Consider the following 22,940-nt stretch of genomic DNA (forward strand, 5'->3'; position numbering starts at 1 on the left):
TCTTGCAAGTTACAACAAAATCTGACCTCACGCCGTGACGTCATGTTTAAATCAAGCGGCTAAGATAGGCGGGCGGTCAGGTGGAGAGAAACAGTTAAACAAAACAACTTGCGCCAGCCATTTGGAATAATTTTCTCTGTGTGGCGCTTGAATGGTGCGGGCAGGCGATGAGATGATCGCCGCGATATTATCGGCATCATCTACTTGAATATCCGAGCCCAGTGTAAGCTCAAGATGACCGCTGCCGATCACATCCTGCGCGCAAAAACTTTGCGCGCAACCGACCCACAGGCTAAATAACAGCGCTGCTGCAACAAGGCATAAGGTCAGAAGTGAGGTCAACGGTTGGATATTCATGCCCGCATTGTATCGCATTTGCACAAACAGTATGAAAATACGACGCTAAACAGGCTATCCGGCCATGTCAGCCAGAAGAATCGCCGCCTCGATGTCCACCGACACCACTTTCGAGACGCCCTTCTCCTGCATCGTCACGCCAACCAGCTGCCCCGCCATTTCCATGGCGATCTTGTTGTGGCTAATGAAAACAAATTGCGTGTGTTGTGACATTTTTCGCACCAGTGCGCACAAACGCTCGGTATTCGTATCATCCAAGGGCGCATCGACTTCATCGAGCAGACAAAAGGGCGCGGGATTGAGCTGAAACAACGAAAATATCAGCGCTATCGCCGTGAGCGCTTTCTCCCCGCCTGACATCAGATGTATCGTACTGTTCTTTTTCCCCGGCGGCTGCGCCATCACCTGCACGCCCCCGTCCAAAATTTCCTCACCGGTCAAGACTAACGAGGCTTCCCCTCCGGCAAACAACACCGGGAATAACTCGGCCAGATGCAAATTAACCTGACGATAGGTGTCCATCAGCAATTCGCGCGATTCGCGGTCAATATGCCTGATAGCGTCTTCGAGCGTTGCCATCGCCTGCTGCAAATCCTCTGATTGCGCCATCAGGTAGCCGCGTCGCTCGGTGGCCGCCTGCAACTCATCAAGCGCAGCAAGATTGACAGCCCCTAAGTCGGCAATCTCGCGACTCAATCGAACCAGTTCGTTCTGCAGCGTACCTGAACGCGCTTTAGCCAGTTGCGGCAAGAGGGCTGATTCATCCACGCCTTGTAAGTGAGCGGCCCATTGCTCAAAATATAAACGGGCTTCCTGCTCTTTGAGCGCGAGTCCGGCCAACCTTTCCCTTATTCCTGTCAGCTCATGCTCACAAGACAGACGCGCCTGATCCAGACGCTGCATCTGCATCGTGACCGCCTCCAGACGATTTCGCAGCTCACTGAGCGTATTTTCAGCCGTCTCGCGAGTGGCCAGCGCAGCTTGCAATGCCTCATTGGAGATTTCATCCGCACCGCTGGACAAGTCGGCACGATGCTTACACATTAGCAGTTCGGATTGCTGCAAAGCTTGCGTGGCAAGCTCAATCGCGGCCTGTGCATCGGTAATTTTATCGGCACAGGTGCGCTGTAAAAAATCCGCTTCCTGCTTAGCCAGCAATAGCTGCCGCACGCGCTCCTGCTGTTCGCGAAACTCGCGCTGACGGTCTTCTGCCGCCTGCCGCGCTTCGCTCACCTGCGCACGGATACAGCCCTCCTCGTAGCGTAACTGCGCCATCTGTTCCAGCAACGCGTGCTGCTGCGCATGCTCGATCAGGAGCAATTTTGCGACTTCAGCCAATTCCACGGATATCTGTTCCCCGCGTGCACGACGGTGTTCCTCGGCCTGTTGAGCGGTATGACGCTGCATTTGCAACGCATGCTGGCGTTGACCCGAAGCATGGATAGCACGGCGCAACACGGGCAACTGACATTCGAGATCGCGATAGCGTTGTTCAGCTTCGCTGCAGGCCGCTTTTAATTGCGCAACCATTTCATCGTCGATCATAGCGCTGCGCTCCAGCATATCGATCTCGCGCTGCCGGCTCAGCATGCCGTGCAAATGAGGATCAGGCGCGTGAAACAGCACACTGCGGCGGTCGATCAGATGCCCCTCCGGGGTGACAAAGCGTCCTCCCGAGGGTAATTGCCCCCGTATTGAGACCCCCAGTGCTACATCCGCCACCGTATAAACCGATGCCAGCCATTCATTGATCGACGCCTGCGCATTGCTGCTTTGTACGCAATCGAGCAAGCGGGGCCAAGACCCCGCCTCTAAAGGGGAATCCGACCCCGGCTCAAACAAAGCCAATCGGCTAGGCGGCGTATCGATTTGGCATATGAGTTCAGATAATGCGGGCAGCGCATTGAGACGCTCACCCAGCACCGCCTCGAGCGCAGTCTCCCAGCCCGGTTCAATCTGTATCCCCTGCCACAGAGGCGGCAATGCATCGAGCCCATGCCGACCTAACCAGTCCTGCAAGTCAGGCGCGTTATCTTGCTGCAAAGACTGCAAGGCCTGCACCCGGGCTTGCGTTTGCGCCGCCTGCAACTGCCTTTGCTGCAACGTGCTGCGCAACTGCTGTCGCTGACTGTCGGACGCCGTCAATTGCGTCTGTAAGCTTGACTGGCGTGCATCGTGTTCGGCCTGCAACAAAGACAATTCGGCCAGCTCACGCTCGAATTGTTGCAGCGCGGGGAGATCCGGCAGCGGCAAACTGCCTGCCTCACCCGTTAAGCGAGCCTCGCGCGCCTCCAGTTGAGCGATGTTGCGCGCAAGGTTGCCGTGCTCTCCGCCCGATAGTTGCTGCTGCAATTTAACCTGTTCGCGCTGTAACCGGTGATACGCCTCGCGAGCCTCGTGCGCCTGCAGCTCTACCTGAGACAAATCGACACAGGCGAATTGCTGCTCGGCCTCGGTTAATTTTTCCGCCGCGACCCGTTGCTGGCTCTGCCAATGCAGCAATTGATGTTGCGCGACTTCACGCTGTTGCAGCTGTTGTTCAATTTGCTGGCCGGTCTGATCGATTTGCTGTTGCAAGCGCTGCCTGGCTAACGCTGCATGCTTGATTTGCTGCTCAAGACGGACGAGGTCCGAGTTGGCCGCGTACAAATCGCCCTGTTTCGCCTGCAACTCGTCCGATAACAGGTAATGACTGCTGCGCGCCATCTCAAGCGCGCTTTCATTCTCGCGCAAGACGGCTGTTTTCAATTCAAGTTCGGTGCGACATTTTTCGATCTGTGCCGCGAAACCTGCCCGAGCAAGCTCAGCCTCCTCACGCCGCAACAGCCAGAACAAATGCTGCGCCGTATCGCGCAGCGTTTCCAGTTCGCGATATTGCACCGCAACCGCGGCCTGCTGCGCCAGATGCAGCAACTGCTTGTCCATCTCTTGCAGGATGTCATCGACACGCAGCAAATTATCTCTTGTGTCATTTAACCGCTGCGCTGTTTCACGGCGGCGCTCGCGATATTTTGACACCCCGGCCGCTTCTTCGAGAAAAATGCGCAATTCTTCCGGCTTTGCTTCGATGATGCGGGAGATCATGCCCTGCTCGATAATGGCATAGGCACGCGCGCCCAGCCCGGTACCTAAAAAAATGTCCGTAATATCGCGCCGTCTGACCTTCTGGCTGTTGATGTAATAGCTCGAGTCGCCGTTACGCAACAACACGCGCTTGATGGAAATTTCGGCGTAACTGGCCCATTGCCCGCCCGCCTTGCCGGATTGATTATCGAAGATCAGTTCGACGCTGGCACGCGCGACGGGTTTTCGACGGGCTGAACCGTTAAAAATGACGTCCTGCATCGATTCTCCCCGCAGCGCGGACGCGCGCGACTCGCCCAGCACCCAGCGCAGCGCGTCGATCACATTCGATTTTCCGCAGCCGTTAGGCCCCACCACGCCTACGATCTGACCGGGCAGATCGATGGTGGTCGGATCGACAAAGGATTTAAATCCAGCCAACTTGATTTGTGAAAGACGCAATTTGTCAGCCGCAACGATATAATGACCGCCATCTTAACCGAAGCGAGTCCCACGACCAAATGACGACCCAACCCACCAAAGCACTGGAAACCTTCCCGAATCCGAACCCGTCGCGCGATTACCACATCCATATGGAAATCCCCGAATTTACCTGCCTGTGCCCTAAGACCGGCCAGCCCGATTTCGCGACGCTGGTACTCGATTACATTGCCGATCAGCAATGCGTCGAACTCAAAAGTCTCAAGCTCTACATGTGGTCGTTCAGAGAGGAAGGTCACTTCCACGAAGATGTCACCAACCGCATCCTCGATGATCTGATCAAAGCCACGCAACCGCGCTTTATGCGCCTGACCGCCAAATTTTACGTGCGCGGCGGCATCTTCACTAACGTTGTGGCTGAACACCGCAAGGATAACTGGATGCCGGCCCCGTTCGTTGAACTCTCCCAGTTCGGCAGCCAATCAAATACGCGCGGTTAGCACTCAGCTTTTGTTTCATTGCACCGATAACATGTATAACAGGGAGCACGCGCCCTTAACGTAACAGACGGAGGTGTGACATGAGCATCGTTACCATGAACATGAGCAGTTATGAAATCGAACGCAGCGATTTATCCTTACGGCCGGCAGATGAAATGCCATGGCCTCAACTGAGAATGCACATCGCTGATGCCGAACCGGTCACGCTGCCGCATTGCCTCGTCGCGCTGGACGTCGACGCCTTGCTGTTAAAAATGGACACCGATCAGCACACGCTCAATTGACCGATGAACGCTCCATCTGATTTGCAGGTATTGCGCGAGAAACTGCGCGAGTTTGCTCAGGTGCGCGACTGGGACCAATTTCATACGCCAAAAAATCTGTCTATGGCACTGATGGTCGAAGTGGCTGAACTGATGGAGCACTTTCAGTGGCTCACCGCTGCGCAATCGGAGCAGCTCACAACCGAAAAAATGGCGGAGGTTGCCGATGAGCTGGCCGATGTACTGCTGTATCTGGTGCGCCTCTCTGACAAACTCGGGGTAGATTTATTTGCTGCGGCCATGCGCAAGATCGATAAAAATGCATTAAAGTATCCGGCAGATCAGGTTTACGGCAGCGCCATGAAATACAGCGATTACCGGTCGTGAAGGCTTGCCCCTTTCACGATCATTCAACGAACGAACAGTGAGTCAGACACCATGAGCAAAAAACGCACGCCTATAACGGATGTCAGAGTTGAAAAGATTGGTCACGCAACCGCAAGGCTGCACAGCATACTCAAAGAGCTCGGACACACCCGACAACTCGAGAAGTCAGCCTCAACCATGCCGGACGCGCGCGACCGCCTGTCCTTTATCGACAAATCCATGCACGATGCCTCGGAACTGACCATTAGCGCTGTCGAAACTTCGCTGCCGATGACCGCCCGGAATCGCGCAATCTGCAGCGACTTGTCTATCCGTCTGGCGGATGCGGTGTTTACCGAACAGCAAGAACTCATCATGGAAACCATCTCTAAGCTGGGTGAAATCGCCATGAGCGAGGAAACCATGCGTCACAATCTGCTGCAGATCATGGAGGCGCAGGAATTTCGCGATGTCGCGGGGCAAATGGTCAACAAGATCGTCAACGCGGCGGTTGAAGTTGAAAGCATACTGCTCGAAATTCTCAAAGAATATGCGCCCAATACCCAGGACTCTCTGATCAGCACCGAAGGATTGACCGCAGGACCGGGCAATCAAATCAAAGACAGCGTCAAAGGACAGGATGAAGTGGATGACCTGTTAGCCTCGCTCGGCCTGTAAGGTCTGATTATTTAAAACCTAAGTACAGATATAAACCATGAAATTCAGACCGGACGAATGGGCGGAAAGTTTATACGACTGGGCTGAATCGCGCATCCGGCTAGCGATCGAGAAAAAAACACAAATTGCCCAGATTACCGGGGCGCTCATTCTGCTGAGCGTCTCGGCCAGCAGCTTGCAATACGTGCCGTATCTGGTGCATTTTTTTCATATCAGCGACATGCTGTTCGGCAAAATTCTTGTCTACAGCCTGCCGTTCTGGATCGCTTTTGCCATCTTTCTGGTTTGGCGATCCTGAACAAAGCAAGCCTTAACTGACGACGACTTTCGCACTCCCGGCTTTCATCACACCGATCACCGCAGCCTGCTCGAACCCTGCCTGATGAAAGCACGCCAAGACTTCTTGAACCGCATCGGGTGCGACGGACACCAGCAAGCCGCCGCTGGTTTGCGCATCGGCCAGCACGCGCTGCTGCCAGGACGATATCCCCTCTGCAAACTGCACATCGCACCCGTAGCTTTCCATATTGCGCTCAATCGCACCGGGACCATAACCTGCCTGCGCCAATTCCAGCGCAGCGGGCAATATCGGCACCTGATTAAAGCTTACCTCTCCCGTCAGCCCCGCGCCCCGGCACATTTCCAGCAAATGTCCGAGCAGACCGAATCCGGTCACGTCGGTCAGCGCATGCACACTATCAATCGCCGAGAGCGCAGGCCCAACCGTGTTGAGCTTCGTGGTATTGCTGATCAATTGTTGATAGCCCTCAGCTGACAACGCGCCCTTTTTCAGCGCAGCGGCCATAATCCCCACGCCCAGCCCTTTGCCTAAAATCAGCACATCCCCCGCACGGGCCGCGCTGTTTTTCTTCAACCGGTCAGGATGCACCACCCCGATCGCCACCAACCCGTAGATCGGTTCGGGGGAGTCGATCGAATGTCCGCCTGCCAGTGGAATGCCGGCGGCGCGACAAACCGACTCACCGCCCTGCAAAATCGCACGGATTGCCTCGACAGGGAGTTTATTGATCGGCATGCCGACAATCGCCAGCGCCATGATGGGCGTGCCGCCCATCGCATACACATCGGACAGTGCATTCGTCGCAGCGATACGGCCAAAATCATAGGGATCATCGACGATGGGCATGAAAAAATCGGTGGTTGCGATAATCGCCTGACTGTCGTTTAAACGGTACACCGCCGCATCATCACAGGTTTCCGTACCGACCAGAAGATCGGGATAGGGCAACTTGTCTTTGATATCGCCTAAAATTTTTTGTAAGAGTGCCGGTGCAATTTTGCAGCCGCAGCCGCCACCGTGAGACAATTGGGTCAACTTTACTTCCGACATAGGTTCCTCAATGCTGTTCAGAACCGCAAACCTATCACAACTGGCCCTGTTTGACGAAATTATCGACGTGCGCACGCCGGCTGAATTTGCCGAAGACCATATTCCTGGCGCGATCAACTGCCCGGTTTTCAGCGATGAAGAGCGCATCATCGTCGGCACCCTGTATAAACAGGTATCGCCCTTCGAAGCGCGCAAGGTGGGTGCTGCGATGGTCGCCAAAAACATCGCACGCCATCTGGAAACCCGCTTCAAGGATCATCCCAAGTCCTGGCGTCCAGTGATCTACTGCTGGCGCGGCGGACAGCGCAGCGGCGCAATGAGCATCATCCTCTCGCAGGTTGGCTGGGCCGCGCACAAGCTGGAAGGCGGCTACAAAACCTACCGGCGCTCCGTGCTGGATCAGCTGGCCGTGTTGCCGCAAAACTACCACTATCAAGTGATCTGTGGTCCAACAGGCTCGGGGAAAACGCGCCTGCTCCGCGCAATGGCCGCAGAAGGGCATCAGGTGCTGGACCTAGAGCATCTGGCGCAGCACAGGGGCTCGATGCTGGGTCGCCTGCCGGATCAGCCGCAACCCTCGCAAAAAGGCTTCGACAGCAACCTGCTGCTGGCGTTACAAAAGCTCGATCCTGCCCGCCCCGTCTATGTGGAAGCCGAAAGCAATAAAATCGGCCTCGTCACGCTACCCCCCGCGCTGGTCGCCGGCATGCATGCAAGCGCATGTACGCTGCTGGAAGTGCCGCTGGCCGCGCGCGTCGAGGGATTGCTGCAAGACTATCCGCATTACGTTGATCAACCGGCCTTGCTGATTCAACATTTGCAGGCGCTGCGCCAGTTTCACGGCGAAAAACAATTGCAATGCTGGACTCATTTAATCGAGACTGGCGATTTTTCTACGATGGTGGGCGAATTGCTCACGCTGCATTACGATCCGAGTTACCTGCGCGCCACCTCGAAACACTACGAAAAACTCCCCGCTGCTGAGAGGATTCAACTCACTGATCTCAGTGCTCAGGCATTGCTGAAAATAGCCGCGGGTTTTTAAGCTGCAACACTCGCAACAGCCAATTCGGTGCGCGCTTCGCCCAGTCGCTGATGTGGCGTTTCCAGATAGCGATGCGTCTGCATCTCCGTCAGTCGACTTGCGATGCGCTGCGACTCGCTGTCGTGCCGCCCGGCGTCATAGAGCTGATCGGGCGCGACGGCAAAACTGGCCACCAGTTTGACGTGATTATCGTAAAAGACATCGATCAGCCAGGTAAAACGACGCGCGGCCGAGGCGTTGTCGTGCGTCATACGCGGGACATCCGATAAAAAGACTGTATGGTAACGATGGGCGATCAACAGGTATTCAGCCTGATCGTGATTTCCCCCGCACAACACCTTGAAATCGAACCAAATAATCTCACGCGATGCGCGGCGCGCGTTAATCCGGATCTCGGAGTTCACCGGCGAAGTTGCCCCTGCCGTCAGCCGCTCAAACAACGACGCCATCCTGCCCGCCTCGTCGCTGCCCATAAAGATTGGATCCCGCACCATCTGCATCATCCGGTAATCGTTATTGCCTGCCAGCTGCAAGACTTTCAGTTCCTGCTTCATCAGCGCAATCGCCGGCAAAAAGCGCTCGCGTTGCAAGCCGTTCGGATATAAATCATCCGGCGCGTAATTAGAGGTGGTGAGCAACACTACGCCGCGTTTAAACAAAGCGCCCAACAATCGGCCCAGTATCATCGCATCGGCGATGTCATCCACATGCAGTTCATCCAGACACAAAAGACGGGTGGAATGCGAAATCGTATCGGCTAACGCCATCAGCGGATCGGGGGTATGCGCCAACAGTTTCATCTCGTGATGAACTTCGGCCATAAAGTGGTGAAAATGAATCCGGCGTTTGCGGCGGAACGGCAGGCAATGATAAAAACCGTCCATCAAAAATGTCTTGCCGCGCCCGACCCCGCCCCAGATATACAAACCACGGGGCACATCAGGACTCAACAGGCTGCGCCCCAAAAATTTATCGCGCCGGCTTTTAAACTCGACCAGTTGCTGCCAGAAAGCTTCCAGCTCGTTGATCGCGGCCGTCTGCGCGGCATCACAGGTAAATCCGCCTTGCTCGCATGCGGCCCGATACCAGGCCTTAGGATCCAATCCCGTGTCATCCTGATGCACGTTATGCCACCTCGATAAATTCCAGCGCGTTCTGATCCGGATCGCGGCAAAACAGCGCACGGCGACCGGATTGACTCAGAGTATAAACAATACCCGCATGATCGAGTCGCGCCACCAAGGCCGCCATGTCGGTTACGGTCAGCGCCACGTGGCGATCGCGCCCGCCGTGCGCGGGGCGCGGCAACCCCGCAGCGGGGTCGGGCAGCAGCATCAGATGTATCTGTGCCCCACAGCCCACGTCATACCAGATTCCCTCAAAACTCATCTGCGGACGAGCGGCATCCGGCGACAAACCCAGCACGCCTTCGTAAAAAGCGCGCGCACGCGCCAGATCAGCCGTTAAAAAAGTCGCGTGATGAATGCCGGTGATCATGGTTTGACAGGTTTTACGCGGCCAGCCGCGAGTTTTGCGCGCGCACGCGCCTCATCGGTGTCAACCCCGGTCGCCAGCGCAACCCCCATACGGCGGCGCAAGAACGATTCGGGCTTGCCAAACAACCGGATATCGCTGCCCGGGACGCGCAGCGCATCGGCCACGCCCTCGAAGGCAATCCCTTTGGCATCCATCTGTCCGTAAATCACGGCAGACGCACCCGGCGCACGCAAAGTAACATCGACCGGCAACCCTAAAATCGCCCGTGCATGCAGCTCAAATTCATTCTGTGCTTGTGTGCACATCGTGACCATCCCCGTGTCGTGCGGACGCGGGCTGACTTCGCTGAACCACACCTCATCCCCTTTGACGAACAATTCGACCCCAAATAAACCCAAGCCGCCCAGATCGCCGGTCACTTTGCCGGCAATGTCGCGCGCGCGCTGCAAGGCCAGTGGCGACATCACTTGCGGCTGCCAGCTCTCAACATAGTCACCCTGCACCTGCACATGACCGATCGGTTCACAGTAGTGCGTTTCAGTGTGGCCGGACGCGCCCAGCGCACGCACCGTTAACAGCGTGATTTCGTAGTCAAAACAGATCATGCCCTCGACGATCACCCGCCCCTGATTCACACGGCTGCCGCTAGCGGCATATTCCCATGCGGCATCAACTTCATCGGGCGTATCCACCTTGGACTGACCCTTGCCGGACGATGACATCACGGGTTTGATGATGCACGGGTAACCTATTTCTTCAATCGCCGCGCGCATTTGAGCCAGACTGTCGGCAAAACGATACGGGGAAGTGGGCAGGCCCAGCGTTTCCGCTGCCAGACGGCGGATCCCTTCGCGGTTCATGGTAAGCCTGGTCGCCCGTGCGGTAGGGATCACGCGCGCTAAGCCGTCGTTCTCGATCAGTGCCAGCATGTCGGTCGCGATCGCTTCGATTTCCGGAACAATCAGATCCGGCTTCTCAAGTTCAACCAGTGCGCGCAAGGCAGCACCATCCGTCATATCGATCACATGGGCGCGATGAGCGAGCTGATGACCCGGCGCATCCGGGTAGCGATCCACCGCGATGGTTTCGATCCCTAAGCGCTGCAGGGCAATGATAACTTCGCGGCCCAGCTCCCCGCTACCCAGCAGCATGACTTTGGTGGCGGAAGGACTAAGCGGCGTACCGATGACAGAGGAAGGAGCAGACATTTTTAAAACCTTCAATATTAAATGGAAGAAATTATACACCGCGACACCCTGTGCATCCTGACCTCCCCTTGCAATCAGCTAATATTTTACCTAGAAAATATCAGGAAAATCTTATATCTATCAATTAGATATTTAAATTAAAACAGGAGTAATATGACGAACATTCTCAACCCAAGGGGTAAGATCATGACCGACATCGTGCAATTACTGGCTGACGAATCAGACTATCTGCTGGGCCACCAATGCAGCGGCATTCCAAAAGAATCTCTGCACCTGCCGGGCCCGGATTACGTGGATCGTGTGGTGGCGATCAAAGACCGAAAGCCCGCTGTGCTACGCAGCCTGCAATCACTGTACGACAACGGCAGGCTAGCCGGTACAGGCTATCTGTCCTTGTTGCCGGTAGATCAGGGAGTAGAACATTCAGGCGGCGCCTCTTTCGCGACCAACCCGATCTATTTCGATCCGGAGAACATCGTCAAACTGGCCCTTGAAGGCGGTTGCAATGCGGTCGCTTCAACGCTGGGCGTACTGTCTTCGGTTGCCCGCCGCTACGCGCATAAAATCCCCTTCATCGTCAAAATAAATCACAACGAACTGCTCACTTACCCGAATAAATTCGATCAGACGCTGTTCGCCAGCGTCGATCAGGCTTTCGACATGGGGGCGGTGGCCGTCGGCGCTACGGTATTTTACGGTTCTGAACCATCGCGCCGTCAAATACAGGAAGTCTCAGAAGCCTTCGAGCACGCGCACAACCTCGGGATGGCGACGGTATTATGGGCTTATTTGCGCAATCCGGCATTCAAGCAAGATGGCATCGACTACCATGTTGCGGCAGATTTAACGGGACAGGCGAATCATCTGGCCGCGACCATCAATGCGGACATCATCAAACAAAAAATGGCCGAGAACAACGGCGGCTACACTGCCATTAAATTCGGCAAGACCAATGCCCGTGTCTACAGCGAACTGACCAGCGAACATCCGGTCGATCTGGTGCGCTATCAGGTAGCCAATTGCTATATGGGGCGCGTGGGTATGATCAATTCAGGTGGCGCATCCGGCCATGACGATTTGCATCAAGCGGTACGCACGGCGGTCATTAACAAACGCGCCGGCGGTATGGGATTGATCTGCGGGCGTAAATCCTTCCAAAAACCGATGAATGAAGGCATAGAACTGCTCAATGCGATCCAAGACGTCTATCTTGATCAAAACGTGACCATTGCATAAGACAATCTATTGATTAAAAACAATTAAATAGTAGAAATCAACTGTAACTTCAAGCTGATTCAAACCGCAGCTGGCAATTAATCCGGCTAAAAATTTTTAACGCTGAATAAGTTCAAATCTAGCCCATACGGGCACGAATACGGTAATATCACATACCGACGAACTCCAACGCCTAGAAAACCTTACCGCGCAATGAAAAACTGGTGGCAAACCCTAGACATTGGAAGCAAACTAAACATCCCGATTCAGGTGCTGCTGCTCCTTGCGCTGTCGTTCGCCCATATCTGGATTATGGCGCACATCAAGGAAGAAATTCTCGATGGCGCCGAGCGGCGGGCGACCGTTTCCGCCGATGGCATCATCAACGGCATGAACATGATGATGTTGAATGGCACGATTTCTGATCCGAATCAGCGCCTGCTGTTCATCAACAAGATGAGCGATACGGAAAACGTCAAAGAAGTCCGTATTATCAGAACCCGTCAGGTACAAGACCAGTTCGGTTATGGACTACCTGAAGAGCAGGTGCGCGACGAGATGGACAAGCGCGTGATCAGCTCCAAAAAAACGGACTTCCTGCTCAATGAAGACCCAATCGCCCCTACCCTGCGTACCGTCGTACCCTTTATCGCCAGCAGCAATTTTCGCGGCACCAATTGCCTCACTTGCCATAAGGTAGAAGCGGGTTCCGTCAACGGTGCGGCCAGTATCACCATCGACATGACGGATGACTTCAAGGCCATCCGGCGCACGCAAGGCATGCTGTGGCTCGGTCAAATCCTGCTGCAACTGCTACTGTTTTTTGCCACCAGCCGGCTGATCAGCCACGTCATCAAACCAATCTTGCAACTGCAATCCTCGATGGAAAGCATGCAGCGCTGTGGCAGCATGGCGAGTTTTGTTCCTCTCCCCTTGGATGAGCGCAATCAGGACGAAATCGGAAAACTCGCCCGTACCTTCAACCAGATGTCGGAGTCGCTGTATAACTCCGAAAAGTCGATGAGGCTGGCGAGCTCCATCTATCAATCGAATGCGGATGCCATCGTCGTAACCGATGAGAATAATCTGATCGTGGATGTGAATCCCGCCTTCACTCGGATCACCGGCTATACACTGGATGAAGTGCGCGGAAAAAACCCGCGACTGATGCAGTCCGGTCAGCACGATATCCAGTTTTACCGCAAGATGTGGCGTGCGATTATCGACCAGGGACACTGGCAAGGTGAAATCTGGGATAAGCGCAGGGATGGCGGACTCTACGCAAAATCGGTCAATATCATCGCGCTGCGCCATCAGGACGGCAGCATCTATCGTTTTGTCGCGCAATTCTCTGACATCACTGAAAAGAAACAGAAGGATGAGCTGATACACTGGCAGGCCAATTATGACCCGCTGACTAACCTGCCAAATCGCCGCTTGTTTCAGGATCGCTTGAATCAAGCCATTAAACTTGCGCATCGCACCGAATTGCCGCTCGCGCTGTTTTTCATCGATCTGGATTATTTCAAGGAAATCAACGATACCTTAGGGCATGCTAACGGCGATGTATTGCTGATGGAGGTTGCGCGCCGCATCAGTAGTTGCGTGCGCGAAGCGGACACCGTGGCCCGACTCGGCGGCGACGAATTTACCGTTATTCTTCCTGAGCTTAGCGATGCCACCCAGATCTTGCGTGTCGCCAAAAACATCGTCGATAAATTGTCGCAACCCTTCTTCTTTGTCAACGATGAGACTGGCTACCATGTGTCGGCGAGCATCGGCATCGCAAATTATCCGCAGGATGCCATGGACACGAAGGGCCTGATTAAATGTGCGGACAAAGCCATGTACGCAGCCAAGTCGGAAGGACGCAACCGCTTTGTCTATTTCTCGAACTCAGGACAATAGCTTGCCTCTTTATACGTATTTCCGTAAAACGGGCTTGGCGGCTTCTTTCCGCCGCCCTGCCCGCCAGACACTCAACCCATGACAAAAATCTCTACAGAGCTTACGCTACGACTGTCCGCTGCGGTGGAGAGCATGCCTGTATTTCCGAAAAGCGTGCAGCGTATTCTGGAACTCTCCCGCGACATCAATTGCCGCCCTAAAGAGCTGGTCATGGTGATCGAGCAAGATCCTGTGATGACGATGAAATTACTGAGGGTGATCAATTCAGCCTGTTACGGTCTACCCAAGCAGGTTACCTCGGTCAGCCAGTCCATGGTGTATCTTGGCCTCAACACGCTAAAAAACATGGCACTCTCGTTTGCCGCCATGGGCGCACTGCCCCCGCAGGGCAATCTGGGCTTCGACATTCAGGGCTATCTGGATCACTCGCTGTCAACGGCGATTCTGGCGCGCACCTTGTGTCAAAAATACAGCGATGACGATACCGACCCTGCCGACTGTTACATCGCCGGTCTGCTGCACGATTTCGGCAAAGTGGTTTTTGCCCAGTTTATGCAGGCGGAATTTACCGCCGCATTAACGCTTGCCGCGCACACAAATATCTCATTGCACGCCGCCGAGCGGCAAATCATCGGCACGGATCACACCGTCCTCGGGGGCATGCTGGTCGAAAAATGGCGTTTCCCTGCAGCGCTCACCAACACGATACGCACTCACCATGACGACGCGGCGCCGGACAACACCGTGCAAAGTTGCCTGTTCGTCGCCAATCAGATCAGCAAACAACTGGCTCTGGGCAATGCAGGCAACCTGATCGTTGAAGCGTTGCCGCCGGCGCTGTGCGAGCGCTTCAACGGTTCATTACAGGACATCATCGCAGACTTAGGCGATATATCACGCCTGACAAGTGAAGCACAGATCATTGCACAGGCCGCACGGGAGAGCCGAACATGAAAATTAAATTCTGGGGCGTACGCGGCTCTATCGCCTCCCCGGGCCCTGCGACCGTCAAATACGGTGGCAACACCACCTGTATCGAAATCCGCAGCGACGACAATCAGCTGATCATACTCGACGGCGGAACCGGCATTTTTCCGCTGGCGCAATCGCTACTCAAAAATTTGCCGGTCACCGCCCATATTTTCAATACACACAGCCACTGGGATCACATTCAGGGCCTGCCCTTTTTCATTCCCATCTTCATCCCCGGCAACACGATCAAACTTTACGGTGCGCGCGATCCCGTTACGGGTGACGGTCCGGAACGCATTATCAACGTACAGCTGCAATACAGTTTTTTTCCGGTACGCGAGGCTGAAATTCAATCGAGATTTGAATATGTCAGCTTGATGCCGAATACACCATTGACCCTGGGCGACGCCACCATTACGCCCACCCTGCTCAATCATCCGGTGATCAATCTGGGCTACCGCATCGACTGCAATGGCAAATCGATATTTTTTACCGGCGACCATGAAGCCCATTTCAACATCTATGACCTGGAAGATGAGGGCTATGCAGAATATCAGGCACTGATCGATGAACAGTGCCTCGCCATCGTAAATGCTGTACGCGGCGTCGATGTGCTGATTGCTGACTGCTCATACACGCCCGAGGAGCACCGGGCCAAAATAGGATGGGGGCACGGCACCTTCGACAGCAGCATTAAACTGGCTCTGAATGCCGGCGCCAAGGTCCTTTATTGCACTCACCACGAACCGACCCGCAGCGACGATGAACTCGAACGCGTCTTTGCAGAAGCACTCGAACGCAACGCCGGCATCTTGGGGCAACTAGAGGTCAGGCTGGCACGCGAAGGGCAGGAAATCGAGGTCTGAAGCCGTGGCTCGCACTGCATTCAAAGGGCTCAGGCTTTAACTTCAGGTTCGACATACAGCTTCCCTGACAGCAAACTGGCCGACACGATCAGCGCAGCCCCCAGCCAGTCGCGCAACCCCATCGCTTCATTCGCCAGAAAATAGGAAGCCACGGCGGCGATCACCAGTTCGAACAAAAACAGCAGCATCGCCCGATTGGCCGGCATGTGCGTCACACCATACTGCACCGCAAAGCTGACCGAACACAAGGCGATGCTGATCAATCCGAGTATCAGCCAGCTCTCACCCCCGATCCCCTGCGCCGGGAGTCCGCCCTGCCACACGAGCAGCGGCGCGGTGAGCATCGCCGTACCCAGCCAGATGCTAAAGGTTTTCGTTTCGACACTCAGGCAGGTTGCACGACGCGATACGACGTTGGACAACGCAAAACTAATTCCGGCTGACAGTCCCAGCCACTCCGAGACGTTTTGCGGATAAGGAATGCCTAACGCCGGTTCCCACAACATAATGAACGCGCCGCTCATCGACAGCGCGATCACCAGATAGCCGTAGCGATTTAAACGTTCGCCCAGCAACCAGAAGGAAAACAGGATCGTCCACACCGGCGCCAGATAGAACAGCAGCAATACGCGCATCACTTCGCCGTGCAACATCGCCAGGACGTAGCCAAAATTGGCCCAGCCGGCACTCAGCAGCAACCCCAGCGCCCACCAGCCCGCAGTTGAAAATTCGCGCCACACGCGCGGCAGCATGAATGCGCCTAACCCCATCGCCAGCGTATAAGTGATCAGCGTGCCTAACGGCCCCGAGATCCCGGCATCCTGCAATACGCGGTAAGGATACCAGATCAGCCCCCAGACGAGTGCCCCTGAGAGAATTCCAAAAGCAGGTAGTAAATTGTTTTTATTGTAATTAAAAGCCATTATTGTCGCCAGACGTCCAGAAATTTTCAGTGCCGGCATCAGCCCTGCGTGCGGATAAACTCACTCTTATCTCACACCCTACCCCGTTTAATAGTACACGCATGAAAGAATTATTAACCTCTTAGCTTTCAACACCGGAGATTAACACTCAATGCCAGCACGTTACCATCCCGTTTCCGGACAGCGAAAGATCAGCTTCCTTTAAAAAATTGAAAACCGGAATGCGGCCCTTCGGGAATAGCAATCGAGACATTGCCGTCGTTCATGACCTGCCTCTTTCTGTCATCCAATTCAAGAAGGGTAGTCGAACCTGTACAGTCGTTCGACTGATCTGCTAGCCGCTGAAAATTTTCCTCCCAATTGAACACGCCAATCTTGCTACTCGCGATGACGTGTAATTTCCAACTAGCTGGCGTCGGAGCCGGAAGCTGATGCCATCAACCAGGGTGATCATCAACAGCATCGCGATAATAACGCTGGCAGCCTGATGCATCTGAAACAGTGAAAGATGATATTTCAGCATCTGCCCTAACCCACCTGCACCGACTACCCCCAGAATGGCTGCGGCACGAATATTGTTCTCCCAGCGATACAGCGTGTAGGACATCAATTGCGGCAGGATTTGCGGTAGCGATGCATAAAAGAATGCAGCCATCGGAGAGGCGCCGTTAATGCGCAGAGTAGCCTCAGGCGCATCAGGCAAATTCTCAAGCGCATCAGCGAACAGTCGGCCCAGCACCCCGGTCGTGTGCAATGCCAGCGCCAGCGTGCCTGCGAAGGGTCCCAGTCCTGCAGCAATCAGCACGATGACAGCCCAAACCAGTTCGGGAATCGAGCGCAATATATTGAGCGCAAGACGAATGAGCGAGCGTGCTGTTGCGCCGAATCTTGCGCTGGCAGGCAAAGCCAATGTGATACCGAATATAAATGCGATGACTGTCCCCAATGTCGACATGGACAGCGTTTCCAGCATGCCCTCAGCGACCCTGATCAGGAACGGCGCCGCTAACTCAGGCGGTACAAAGCCGTTTAAAAACTCCATGCAAGAACGCAATGCATCGGCGCTGAAAAGCTCCCCCCATTTGATAGTCAGCGAATAAAAGCTGACACCGACCAATGCCAGCAAACCAATCAGCAATACACCGGTGGCAGGTTCGATAACAGGCGGAGCGGGAATTCGAGGAGACTTCATATCATCCCAGTCGCTTACGTAAGAAAGTGCTGACCAGATCAGCGCAAGCCACCAGCAGCACGAAGATGATCAGCATGGTGGACACTTCACTCCCGGCCAGCATTTTCATCGATTCATCCATGCGTTGACCGATTCCACCTGCACCGACAAACCCCATTACTACCGAGCCACGAATCGCACATTCCCAGCGGAAGGTGGTGTAGGACACTAACTCTGATGCCGATGCCGGCAAGGCGCCATAAATCAATGAAGCCAGCCGACTGCCACCATTCTTCAGAAGCGACTGGGTCGCATGTGCTTCTGAAGATTCAAGTATCTCAGCGTAAACTTTACCAAGCATGCCGCTGTATGTCAGTGAAATGGCCAATACCCCGGCAGTCGGCCCAAGACCTACGATACGTACCAGAAGCAATGCCCAAACCAGTTCCGGTACGCTGCGCAGCAACACCAACAACCAGCGCGCAGCTTGCCTGACTATGGCGCCGGACAGACGCATCCGCCCGGTTTCCAAAAGTGAGACCGACATTGATTCCGTTGCCAGCAGGGTCAGCGGGATTGCGCCGAGCAGCCCCAAAGTCAGCCCGGCAGTGGCAATAGCGATGGTCTGCCAGGTTGCCTCCAGGATCAGCAACAGGAATTCCCTGGAATGTGCGGGAGGGAAAAATCCGGAAAGAAAGCCCCAGGTCGCCTGCAGACTTTGTGCATCCAGCAATATCCACGGCTTGAACTCGCTTGCAACCAGCATGGGCCACAACAGTATCAAGGCAACAAGGGTCGCCGCGATACGGCCTCGCCAGGCAGGGTCCGGGTGATGTGCGGCTTTAACGAGCATGCTCATAGCTGGTCAGCAGGGTACATGAATGCGCGCTGGCGCCTGCGAACATCACGCTGCTCATCCTGCACGGCATGGCGGTAAAGCTCGGTAATCATCGCTTCCGTCACTTTTGCCCGAGGCGCATCAAATACGATACGACCATCGCGCAGGCCGACAATGCGCGGAAAACAACTGAGTGCCAGCTCAACCTGATGCAGGCTGCATATCAGCGTGGCATTGCGACTTGCCGCCTCCTGTTGCAGGGTAGTCAAAGTTTGCTGTGCCAGCATGGGATCGAGTGCGGACAGCGGCTCATCCACCAGAAAGGCATCTGCTTTCGAGACCAGCAGGCGCGCCATCCCGCAACGCTGACGTTCGCCTCCCGACAGACGATCCACTCGCGCATACAACTTGTCCTGGAGATTGAATCGCGCCAGCGCGTCATACGCTGCATCAGGATTGCTTGGCCTGATCAGCGATGCGATCGCTTGCCATATATTCCACTGCGGCAGACATCCCGCCAGAACAGTGGTCACCACGCGTTGCCTCGGCGGCAATGGAGGAGTCTGCGGAGCGAGGAACAGACGTGCGCGCAGTGCATGCCGCTCGGCATGGCTCAGCTTCCAGGGCGACACCCCAAAAACGGACAGTTCACCGGAGGCTTGCGGATGAGCACAAGCCAGGGTGTGCAGCAGGGTCGTTTTGCCAGCGCCGGATGGACCGATCAAGGCCAGTTGCTCACCCTGTTTGATCGACACACTGACTTCATTCAGGGCATTGCATGAATCCCCACGCTCAGCCGAAGCATGGCGCACACTGATGCCGCGTAATACGAACGACATGCTTACTTCAGCATACCTGCGCTTCTTGCTGCACTTTCAATCGCACTGTAATTTGCCGCCTTGGTCGGAATAAAGCGGGCAGTGCGTTGCAAATCGAGAATTTCCTTGTCGGCAGGATTGTTTTTGTCCAGCGCGAGGAATGCCTTAGTTAACTTCTCGCGCAATGCCGGTGCCATGTCGGCGCGTACACTCCAGTTGTAATCGTAAAAACCCGGAGTGGTGTAGAGCACATGAACAACATTGGCATCCACCTTGCCTTGCAACAACAACTTCTCCCATACGGAGATATTCAGCGCGCCCGCATCCACCTTGCCACCGGCAACAGCAGCGACCGTCGCATCATGCGCGCCGGAAAAAGCGATGCGCTTCATGTCCGTTTCCGGATTAATTTTGGCTGCAAGCAAAAAGGAGCGGGGCATCAGATGACCGGATGTGGAAGATTCCGAGCCGAAAGTAAATGTCTTGCCCTTCAGGTCAGACAGCTTTGTAATCTCATTACGCGTCGTGATGAAAACGGACTTGAATTTTTCGTCTTCCTCACGTTGCACCAGCGGGATCACCTGGTTGTTACTGCGCACTTTGGCCTGCACAAAAGTAAACCCCCCAAACCAGACCATATCCAGTTTGTTGTTGACCAGACCTTCAACGGATGCCGCGTAATCGGTGACAGGGTTGAATTCCACCTTCATTCCCAGCTTCTTCTCAAGGTACTCGCCCAGCGGCTTGAACTTGCGCTGCAATTCAGTCGGCGATTCATCCGGAATTGCCGACACGCGCAATACCTGTTCCGCAAAGGACGGGGTGGCCGACAACAGTACTATTGAGGCGAACACAGTTGCAATGAGTGATTTGATAGATTTTGAAGATATAGAACAAGTCATGGTTACCCTTTATAAATAGTGGGCGCGGTCATGAAATGCAGGGGAACGGCAGAAATGATGATACTCCGCCCATTTTTCATGGACGAAAAAAGCTCGGATATGCCGGCTATGCAAGCGCAAAGACTGGCGCTCGTACCCCATAGGATCTGCAGACCTGCACACTGGCAGCGCGTTGATACGGTACATTCCATCGTTCCCAAATAATGTCAGCTTCACGCAGGCCGTCTGACCCGATTCACTTAAAAATGAAACGGCGTTACGGCGAGCCAACAAAAACAGGTACGACAGCGGGGCGCATTCTATCAGATGCGGCGGTGTCAGACGCCATGACGTATGACCGATCTCATTTTACCAGCAGGCGAATGCACCTTGTTACTGGTCACGGACGCCAGCTTTATTGCTGGATATTTTACGCGTCGACAGGCTGCAACAGACACCTTGCAGATGACCAGTTCCGATAATACACAGCCCGTAAGCGGGCATTGGTGATTTTTTCGGGTTAATTATTCAGCCTGCCGGATTGCTGACTGTCGCGACGGGCTGTTGCCGAGACAATGCAGACGGTCAACGTAGAGCTAACCGGCGCGCGCTGCTTTTGTGCGCGTCCGTGTTGAACGGCGGGTTATGCCTGTTATTTGATTGCTTCGTACACATAGGAGCCAAGCACAGACCCTGACGCACACAAAATGATCGCTGTCGCTGCGGAGATTGCCAATGACCACAGAGGATGTTGTTTAATAAAATCTGTGATTCTGTAAAACAGCACCTTTCGTATTCGCCGAATCTCACTCTGACATTTGGCAATTGTTTCGTCAGAGACTTTTTCTCGCCTAAGCCGCTCCACACAATCTGGACAAATAATGGGGTTGTGGCACGAGTAAACAACATCTGTTTTTATGCCGTTCATGTCGAATAGACAGCCACGTGTTTCGTCATGAGTAAAATTGGTGTGCTCCGAATTTTCGGGTATGCGGTTGCCACTTCGTTTGTATAGCAGCGTGTACGCGTATAGGAGCCGACAGATAACATTCTCAAGAGAGATATTTGAAAACCTAAGAATTTCTTTAATTTCGTGGAATGAGAAAACGACTCTATTTGCTGAGAGGCGGCGTGAATACCAATTCAGCTCTATTGGCACGTTCACAATAGCGATTAAAAATTCACCATTGAATTGTTTAGGAAGAACGTTTTCCAGAGCCTCGTCAGTAAATTCCCAATCAAGCCCATCAGAGTCGCAGGTAAGTGAATAGCTTTCTATACCGTCAACAATTTCAAATACAGATCAATCCCATCCTTTTATCTTCTTTCTATTGAAGTCAGCAGGCATATGCCCAACGGTAACTACAGTTATTTTTGTTTTTGGCATTACTGCTTCCTAATAGGCATAACGTGAATTAGCCATCTTTTTTCGCGGCGAACTTTTCTTTCAGCGCTTTAAGTTTTAGCTGTTCTTCGGTTAGTGCCAGTTGAAAAGGCAGCAAGCTACTTGCAACAAGAAGCCGGAGCAATGAGTGGCTGGATTCTTCAAGCAGAGTTTGAAGTTTACTTGGCTCGAATGCGCTACGTTGCTTGGCGAGGCACACGATTATTGCTTTAAGGTCTTTCGCGCTGAGCATGACTGTGTAGTCGTACTGACCTTGCTTGCCCATCCCATCAGCGCGCTGCACCAAGAGCTTTAAGCCTCCGGTTTCGCAATCGAAGGTAAGAGATGGGTCTCTTTCCGAAAATGCTTTCATCTGAACTTCTTTGTGGTTAGCGCCCATACTGGACAGTTCCATGTGATGCTCCTTTTGTCTCGGTTAGTTTTAACTTCGCATCAGTAGCATTTGTATGCAATGCCCTGTAGTCGAACTTCAGTCATTGTTTCCTCCATATTTAATGTCACGACTGAATCAGCGCCCACGTCAGAAGCGGCTTCGCGGATTTTCACATTCAGCGATTCAGTGGCTTGTGGCTTGAATCGGCTTTCTACCGCTTGAACTGGTGCGATCCGTTTGCAACCATCAAGAGCTTGGCTAAGCTGACTGTGAAATTGAATTTTTGAGGCTTTTTCGCTAATGGTCGTGCATCCTGTCGCGGCCAGTGCAAGAAGTATTATCGTAAGGGCAAGGTTAAATTTATGCGATCTGGTCATGTTGTGTATTCCTTGAAGGTGGCTAACGTTAATTATGCGCAATCATTTCTTCAACTGCTCTGACGCCTGCCAAAGCTGGTTGTAGGCGGCTATTGAACCTTCGCACTCTTTGAAAAATGTTTCCTGAGTTTTGCCAAGGCGGGCAAATTCTGTACGCCAGAAACGTTCAATGAATTCACTACCACCTGGCATTTTAGTGGTTGATTGAAAGGATGCCATTTGCTGCATTACTCCACAAATGCCAGCCATTTTTGACACCAATATCGTGTCTTGCAAAGAAGCCTCTTCACTAGCGTGTGCCGAGCACACGAACACCAAGAGCATAAGCGGGACTAGTGATTTCTTCATGGCGAAACTCCAATTAGGCATAACGTTTGAATTAACCGGCTGGCGCGGCTTTATCGCGCCAGTCAGTGTTGAATGA

Annotated in this window: 24 protein-coding genes; 10 read left to right on the forward strand and 14 right to left on the reverse strand. The window is 53.9% G+C overall.

Translation table 11 applies throughout. The features are described from left to right. Window positions 1-51: 51 nt before the first annotated feature. A complete protein-coding gene (locus tag GALF_RS08500; RefSeq protein ID WP_041938039.1) occupies window positions 52-357 on the reverse strand; it encodes a hypothetical protein in 306 nt (101 codons plus the stop codon). A gap of 54 nt (window positions 358-411) precedes the next feature. After that, window positions 412-3,882, reverse strand: coding sequence for a chromosome segregation protein SMC (gene smc / locus GALF_RS08505; RefSeq protein ID WP_013293648.1), 3,471 nt, complete (start codon window positions 3,880-3,882; stop codon window positions 412-414). A 59-nt stretch (window positions 3,883-3,941) separates the two neighbouring features. Between smc and queF the strand changes: the two genes are divergently transcribed. From queF to GALF_RS08530, 5 genes are all read left to right on the forward strand, one after another. Next, window positions 3,942-4,361 (forward strand): preQ(1) synthase, encoded by a 420-nt coding sequence (gene queF / locus GALF_RS08510; RefSeq protein ID WP_013293649.1) that lies wholly within the window; start codon window positions 3,942-3,944, stop codon window positions 4,359-4,361. 80 nt (window positions 4,362-4,441) lie between these two features. Then, complete coding sequence (locus GALF_RS08515; protein ID WP_013293650.1) at window positions 4,442-4,645, forward strand: hypothetical protein; 204 nt, start codon at window positions 4,442-4,444, stop codon at window positions 4,643-4,645. A 3-nt stretch (window positions 4,646-4,648) separates the two neighbouring features. After that, entirely contained in the window at window positions 4,649-5,011 is a 363-nt protein-coding gene (locus GALF_RS08520) for a nucleotide pyrophosphohydrolase (RefSeq protein WP_013293651.1), read from the forward strand. Between the two features lie 51 nt (window positions 5,012-5,062). Beyond that, window positions 5,063-5,668: a protein phosphatase CheZ gene (locus tag GALF_RS08525; protein ID WP_013293652.1), complete on the forward strand. Its 606-nt coding sequence runs from the start codon at window positions 5,063-5,065 to the stop codon at window positions 5,666-5,668. Between the two features lie 37 nt (window positions 5,669-5,705). After that, window positions 5,706-5,966 (forward strand): hypothetical protein, encoded by a 261-nt coding sequence (locus GALF_RS08530; RefSeq protein WP_013293653.1) that lies wholly within the window; start codon window positions 5,706-5,708, stop codon window positions 5,964-5,966. A gap of 12 nt (window positions 5,967-5,978) precedes the next feature. Here the strand turns inward: GALF_RS08530 and selD are convergent, their stop codons facing one another. Beyond that, the gene (gene selD, locus GALF_RS08535; protein ID WP_013293654.1) at window positions 5,979-7,019 is read right to left on the reverse strand and encodes a selenide, water dikinase SelD; all 1,041 of its coding nucleotides are present in this window, start codon (window positions 7,017-7,019) and stop codon (window positions 5,979-5,981) included. A 10-nt stretch (window positions 7,020-7,029) separates the two neighbouring features. Between selD and mnmH the strand changes: the two genes are divergently transcribed. Beyond that, window positions 7,030-8,064: a tRNA 2-selenouridine(34) synthase MnmH gene (mnmH, locus tag GALF_RS08540; protein WP_013293655.1), complete on the forward strand. Its 1,035-nt coding sequence runs from the start codon at window positions 7,030-7,032 to the stop codon at window positions 8,062-8,064. On the opposite strand, the gene zapE is transcribed toward mnmH, so the two are convergent. The 3 genes from zapE to purT are packed head-to-tail and all read right to left on the reverse strand — an operon-like array spanning window position 8,061 to window position 10,769. Beyond that, on the reverse strand, window positions 8,061-9,188 hold the full coding sequence (gene zapE, locus GALF_RS08545) for a cell division protein ZapE (RefSeq protein ID WP_013293656.1): 1,128 nt from the start codon (window positions 9,186-9,188) through the stop codon (window positions 8,061-8,063). The two genes, mnmH and zapE, sit on opposite strands and share 4 nt — an antisense overlap. Window position 9,189: 1 nt before the next feature. Then, on the reverse strand, window positions 9,190-9,561 hold the full coding sequence (locus GALF_RS08550) for a VOC family protein (protein ID WP_013293657.1): 372 nt from the start codon (window positions 9,559-9,561) through the stop codon (window positions 9,190-9,192). Next, window positions 9,558-10,769, reverse strand: a complete 1,212-nt coding sequence (gene purT, locus GALF_RS08555) for a formate-dependent phosphoribosylglycinamide formyltransferase (protein ID WP_013293658.1) — start codon at window positions 10,767-10,769, stop codon at window positions 9,558-9,560. Before purT ends, GALF_RS08550 begins: the two co-directional genes overlap by 4 nt. Before the next feature lie 153 nt (window positions 10,770-10,922). On the opposite strand from purT, the gene GALF_RS08560 reads away from it, so the two are divergent. From GALF_RS08560 to GALF_RS08575, 4 genes are all read left to right on the forward strand, one after another. After that, the gene (locus tag GALF_RS08560) at window positions 10,923-12,005 is read left to right on the forward strand and encodes a class I fructose-bisphosphate aldolase (protein WP_223293685.1); all 1,083 of its coding nucleotides are present in this window, start codon (window positions 10,923-10,925) and stop codon (window positions 12,003-12,005) included. A gap of 192 nt (window positions 12,006-12,197) precedes the next feature. Continuing rightward, the gene (locus GALF_RS08565) at window positions 12,198-13,892 is read left to right on the forward strand and encodes a diguanylate cyclase domain-containing protein (protein ID WP_013293660.1); all 1,695 of its coding nucleotides are present in this window, start codon (window positions 12,198-12,200) and stop codon (window positions 13,890-13,892) included. A gap of 78 nt (window positions 13,893-13,970) precedes the next feature. Further along, on the forward strand, window positions 13,971-14,846 hold the full coding sequence (locus GALF_RS08570) for an HDOD domain-containing protein (RefSeq protein WP_013293661.1): 876 nt from the start codon (window positions 13,971-13,973) through the stop codon (window positions 14,844-14,846). Then, window positions 14,843-15,730: an MBL fold metallo-hydrolase gene (locus tag GALF_RS08575; RefSeq protein ID WP_013293662.1), complete on the forward strand. Its 888-nt coding sequence runs from the start codon at window positions 14,843-14,845 to the stop codon at window positions 15,728-15,730. Before GALF_RS08570 ends, GALF_RS08575 begins: the two co-directional genes overlap by 4 nt. A 29-nt stretch (window positions 15,731-15,759) precedes the next feature. Here the strand turns inward: GALF_RS08575 and GALF_RS08580 are convergent, their stop codons facing one another. From GALF_RS08580 to GALF_RS08615, 8 genes are all read right to left on the reverse strand, one after another. Next, entirely contained in the window at window positions 15,760-16,653 is an 894-nt protein-coding gene (locus GALF_RS08580; protein ID WP_041938404.1) for a DMT family transporter, read from the reverse strand. 334 nt (window positions 16,654-16,987) lie between these two features. Then, the gene (gene phnE / locus GALF_RS08585; protein ID WP_013293664.1) at window positions 16,988-17,845 is read right to left on the reverse strand and encodes a phosphonate ABC transporter, permease protein PhnE; all 858 of its coding nucleotides are present in this window, start codon (window positions 17,843-17,845) and stop codon (window positions 16,988-16,990) included. A 1-nt stretch (window position 17,846) separates the two neighbouring features. Continuing rightward, the gene (locus tag GALF_RS08590) at window positions 17,847-18,683 is read right to left on the reverse strand and encodes a PhnE/PtxC family ABC transporter permease (protein WP_013293665.1); all 837 of its coding nucleotides are present in this window, start codon (window positions 18,681-18,683) and stop codon (window positions 17,847-17,849) included. After that, entirely contained in the window at window positions 18,680-19,501 is an 822-nt protein-coding gene (locus GALF_RS08595; protein WP_013293666.1) for a phosphonate ABC transporter ATP-binding protein, read from the reverse strand. The genes GALF_RS08590 and GALF_RS08595 overlap by 4 nt, the downstream gene beginning before the upstream one ends. A 2-nt stretch (window positions 19,502-19,503) precedes the next feature. Continuing rightward, window positions 19,504-20,382 (reverse strand): putative selenate ABC transporter substrate-binding protein, encoded by an 879-nt coding sequence (locus GALF_RS08600; RefSeq protein ID WP_013293667.1) that lies wholly within the window; start codon window positions 20,380-20,382, stop codon window positions 19,504-19,506. Window positions 20,383-21,776: 1,394 nt separating this feature from the next. Continuing rightward, window positions 21,777-22,160 carry a hypothetical protein gene (locus GALF_RS08605; RefSeq protein WP_013293668.1) on the reverse strand — a complete coding sequence of 128 codons (384 nt, stop codon included), beginning with the start codon at window positions 22,158-22,160 and terminating at the stop codon, window positions 21,777-21,779. A 38-nt stretch (window positions 22,161-22,198) separates the two neighbouring features. Further along, window positions 22,199-22,516, reverse strand: coding sequence for a hypothetical protein (locus tag GALF_RS08610; protein WP_013293669.1), 318 nt, complete (start codon window positions 22,514-22,516; stop codon window positions 22,199-22,201). 42 nt (window positions 22,517-22,558) lie between these two features. Continuing rightward, window positions 22,559-22,864, reverse strand: a complete 306-nt coding sequence (locus GALF_RS08615; RefSeq protein ID WP_013293670.1) for a hypothetical protein — start codon at window positions 22,862-22,864, stop codon at window positions 22,559-22,561. Between the last annotated feature and the right edge of the window lie 76 nt (window positions 22,865-22,940).

Origin of the sequence: Gallionella capsiferriformans ES-2 (assembly GCF_000145255.1) — a bacterium.
In the GTDB taxonomy this organism is placed as follows: domain Bacteria; phylum Pseudomonadota; class Gammaproteobacteria; order Burkholderiales; family Gallionellaceae; genus Gallionella; species Gallionella capsiferriformans.

Bases quoted from the DNA above. Each gene is read 5' to 3' on its own strand.
- GALF_RS08560 (WP_223293685.1), top strand. From the start codon at position 10,923: ATGACGAACATTCTCAACCCAAGGGGTAAGATCATGACCGACATCGTG.
- GALF_RS08565 (WP_013293660.1), top strand. From the start codon at position 12,198: ATGAAAAACTGGTGGCAAACCCTAGACATTGGAAGCAAACTAAACATC.
- GALF_RS08605 (WP_013293668.1), bottom strand. From the start codon at position 22,160: ATGGAACTGTCCAGTATGGGCGCTAACCACAAAGAAGTTCAGATGAAA.
- GALF_RS08515 (WP_013293650.1), top strand. From the start codon at position 4,442: ATGAGCATCGTTACCATGAACATGAGCAGTTATGAAATCGAACGCAGC.
- selD (WP_013293654.1), bottom strand. From the start codon at position 7,019: ATGTCGGAAGTAAAGTTGACCCAATTGTCTCACGGTGGCGGCTGCGGC.
- GALF_RS08520 (WP_013293651.1), top strand. From the start codon at position 4,649: ATGAACGCTCCATCTGATTTGCAGGTATTGCGCGAGAAACTGCGCGAG.
- GALF_RS08615 (WP_013293670.1), bottom strand. From the start codon at position 22,864: ATGAAGAAATCACTAGTCCCGCTTATGCTCTTGGTGTTCGTGTGCTCG.
- mnmH (WP_013293655.1), top strand. From the start codon at position 7,030: ATGCTGTTCAGAACCGCAAACCTATCACAACTGGCCCTGTTTGACGAA.
- GALF_RS08530 (WP_013293653.1), top strand. From the start codon at position 5,706: ATGAAATTCAGACCGGACGAATGGGCGGAAAGTTTATACGACTGGGCT.
- purT (WP_013293658.1), bottom strand. From the start codon at position 10,769: ATGTCTGCTCCTTCCTCTGTCATCGGTACGCCGCTTAGTCCTTCCGCC.
- phnE (WP_013293664.1), bottom strand. From the start codon at position 17,845: ATGAAGTCTCCTCGAATTCCCGCTCCGCCTGTTATCGAACCTGCCACC.
- GALF_RS08570 (WP_013293661.1), top strand. From the start codon at position 13,971: ATGACAAAAATCTCTACAGAGCTTACGCTACGACTGTCCGCTGCGGTG.
- GALF_RS08595 (WP_013293666.1), bottom strand. From the start codon at position 19,501: ATGTCGTTCGTATTACGCGGCATCAGTGTGCGCCATGCTTCGGCTGAG.
- GALF_RS08500 (WP_041938039.1), bottom strand. From the start codon at position 357: ATGAATATCCAACCGTTGACCTCACTTCTGACCTTATGCCTTGTTGCA.
- GALF_RS08610 (WP_013293669.1), bottom strand. From the start codon at position 22,516: ATGACCAGATCGCATAAATTTAACCTTGCCCTTACGATAATACTTCTT.
- GALF_RS08550 (WP_013293657.1), bottom strand. From the start codon at position 9,561: ATGATCACCGGCATTCATCACGCGACTTTTTTAACGGCTGATCTGGCG.
- GALF_RS08580 (WP_041938404.1), bottom strand. From the start codon at position 16,653: ATGGCTTTTAATTACAATAAAAACAATTTACTACCTGCTTTTGGAATT.
- queF (WP_013293649.1), top strand. From the start codon at position 3,942: ATGACGACCCAACCCACCAAAGCACTGGAAACCTTCCCGAATCCGAAC.
- GALF_RS08575 (WP_013293662.1), top strand. From the start codon at position 14,843: ATGAAAATTAAATTCTGGGGCGTACGCGGCTCTATCGCCTCCCCGGGC.
- GALF_RS08525 (WP_013293652.1), top strand. From the start codon at position 5,063: ATGAGCAAAAAACGCACGCCTATAACGGATGTCAGAGTTGAAAAGATT.
- GALF_RS08600 (WP_013293667.1), bottom strand. From the start codon at position 20,382: ATGACTTGTTCTATATCTTCAAAATCTATCAAATCACTCATTGCAACT.
- GALF_RS08590 (WP_013293665.1), bottom strand. From the start codon at position 18,683: ATGAGCATGCTCGTTAAAGCCGCACATCACCCGGACCCTGCCTGGCGA.